Genomic DNA, 2,280 nt, shown 5'->3' with positions numbered 1-2,280 from the left:
GATCCGGTCGCCGAGCAGCAGCGCCTCATCCACATCGTGGGTGACGAAGACGAGGGTGGCGGGATGCGTGCGCCAGGTGTCGATCAGCAAGCGCTGCATGGTGTTTCGCGTCTGGGTATCGAGCGCTCCGAAGGGCTCGTCCATCATGACCGAGCGCGGTGCTCCGGCCAGCCCACGGGCGAGCTGCACACGCTGCCGCATGCCGCCGGACAGCGATTTGGGCAGGAAGTCGGCGAACCCGGTGAGCCCGATCTCGGTGATCCAGCGGTCGGCCAGCGCGCGGCGCCCGGCACGGGGTTCGCCCCGGAGTTTCAGCGCCAGTTCGATATTGGCGCGCACCGTCTTCCACGGCAGCAGCGCGTTGTCCTGGAAGACGACGGCCCGGTCCCGGTCGGTGCCGGTCACCTCGACCCCGTCGGCGCGCACCTGCCCGGCGTCGGGGCGCAGCAGTCCGGCCAGTGCGCGCAGCACCGTGGACTTGCCGCAGCCGGACGGGCCGGTGAGGATCAGGATCTCGCCGGGACGCACGTCCAGGGTCAGGTCGGCGATCACGGGTGCGCCGGTGTAGGACAGGCGCAGCCGCTCGAGGCTCAAACCGATTCCGGTGCCGCTCATTTCACCGTCTCCTCGCCTCGGGGCAGCCAGTGCGTGACGCGCCGCCCAATGAGTTCCACGGCGGCGGAGGTGGTGTAGCCGAGCACGCCGATGGTGATGATCCCGACGAACACACCCGGGTAGTCGACGATGGTGTACGCCTGCCAGGTGCGATAGCCGACACCCAGTCGCCCGGAGATCATCTCGGCCGAAACCACGCAGATCCAGGCCACGCCGATGCCGGTGGACAGTCCGCTGAACACGCCGGGCAGGCTGCCCGGCAGCACCACCCGCCACAGCACGTCGAACCGGGTACCGCCCTGTGTGCGCACCGACTCCTCCCAGATGGTCGGCAGCGCCCGCACCGCGTGCCGGGTGGCGACCATGACAGGGAAGAACGCGGCCAGGAAGGTGATGAACACGATCCCGGCCTCGTCGTCGGGGAACATCAGAATGGCGACCGGCACGATGGCGATGGCCGGGATCGGCCGCGCCAACTCGGTGAGCGGGCCCAGGATGTCGGCGAACCACCGCGAACGCCCCAGCGCCACACCACTGCTCACCCCCAGCACCGCCGCCAGCCCGAACCCGGTGAGGATGCGGATCAGCGACTGGCCGAGATCGAGGTAATAGGTGTTGGTGCCCAGCTGATGCTGGAAGGCGCGCACGATCTGGGTGACGGTCGGCAGCGTGTCGAAGCGCACCCAGAGCCGGAGGTGCTGGGAGGTCAGCACTTGCCACACGCCGACGGCGAGAAGCACCGACAGCAACCGGATCAGGCGTGAGGTCCACGCCGTCCGTCCGGCCCGCGCCCGCCCGGCGACGGCGGGCCGCGCCGGGACCCGAGCCGAAGTCTCCAGGGGCGCAACGGTGGTGGCACTCATCAGGACCGCACCTCTGTGACGGCCTGGTCGTAGGCGACGACCTTGCCGGTGGGGTGCTGGGCGAGGTAGCGGCCGACCGCGGCCTCGGTGGTGAACGGGAGATAGTTGTCGCCGTCGTGGACCCACAGGGCCTTGTCGGCGAACCAGCGGGTGCCGAGTTCGGCGTCGGGGACATAGGCGGCGCGGACCGTCTTACCCTGTGCGCGGGCCTGTTTCACTGCGCGGAGCAGCGCGTTGGCGTCGGCGACGGATTGGGTGGCCGTCTCCCCTGCGAGCCAGATCTCGCCGCCCGCACCCGGCAGCGGGTTGGCGTTGTTGCCGAGTTCGGCGTCGTAGTTCAGCCCGCGCTCCTGGTACGCCTGCTTCAGGGCCGCCGGGTCGACGAACTGATCGATGTCGAGGTCGGCGAAGTCGCCGATCGACTTCAGGTACGGCACATCGCCTTTGAAGGCGGCCAGCAGCGACGGCTTCAGTGTGGTGTCGAAGGAGGTTCCGCCCGGCCCGTTGTAGAGGTACACGACCTCCGGGGCCAGCCCGGCGTTGTCGGCGACGGTCTGCGCCGCCTCCAGGGGGTGCTGGTGGATGAAGTCGGTGGCGTCGAGCTGGGCTTGCAGGAACGCATCGAGCACCTCCGGGTGCTGCTTGGCGTAGTCGCGGCGGGCGACGACGCCGTGGAAGGTCGGGACGTTGAGTTCCGCGCCGTCGTAGAGCAGTTTGGCCTTGTTCTGGAACACCAGCAGCCCGGGCCAGGCCACGAATTGCGACAGGGCCGCCACCTGGCCGGATTCCAGTGCGGAGGAAC

At 69.4% G+C, this 2,280-nt stretch carries 3 protein-coding genes; all 3 read right to left on the bottom strand.

Annotation, left to right across the window (positions count from 1 at the left end; all coding sequences use genetic code 11):
• Positions 1-615 (bottom strand): ABC transporter ATP-binding protein (locus tag ACWELQ_RS44090; protein ID WP_452402913.1); only part of this gene is annotated, 615 nt, incomplete at its 3' end.
• Positions 612-1,478, bottom strand: a complete 867-nt coding sequence (locus tag ACWELQ_RS44085; RefSeq protein WP_452402912.1) for an ABC transporter permease — start codon at positions 1,476-1,478, stop codon at positions 612-614. The genes ACWELQ_RS44090 and ACWELQ_RS44085, both read right to left, overlap by 4 nt.
• Positions 1,478-2,280 (bottom strand): ABC transporter substrate-binding protein (locus ACWELQ_RS44080; RefSeq protein ID WP_452402911.1); only part of this gene is annotated, 803 nt, incomplete at its 5' end. The genes ACWELQ_RS44085 and ACWELQ_RS44080, both read right to left, overlap by 1 nt.

The organism is Nocardia sp. NPDC004722 (assembly GCF_053601505.1).
Note: the sequence above shows the minus strand (reverse complement) of the source record. Positions and strands in the feature narration are given on the sequence as shown.

Bases quoted from the DNA above. Each gene is read 5' to 3' on its own strand.
- ACWELQ_RS44085 (WP_452402912.1), bottom strand. From the start codon at position 1,478: ATGAGTGCCACCACCGTTGCGCCCCTGGAGACTTCGGCTCGGGTCCCG.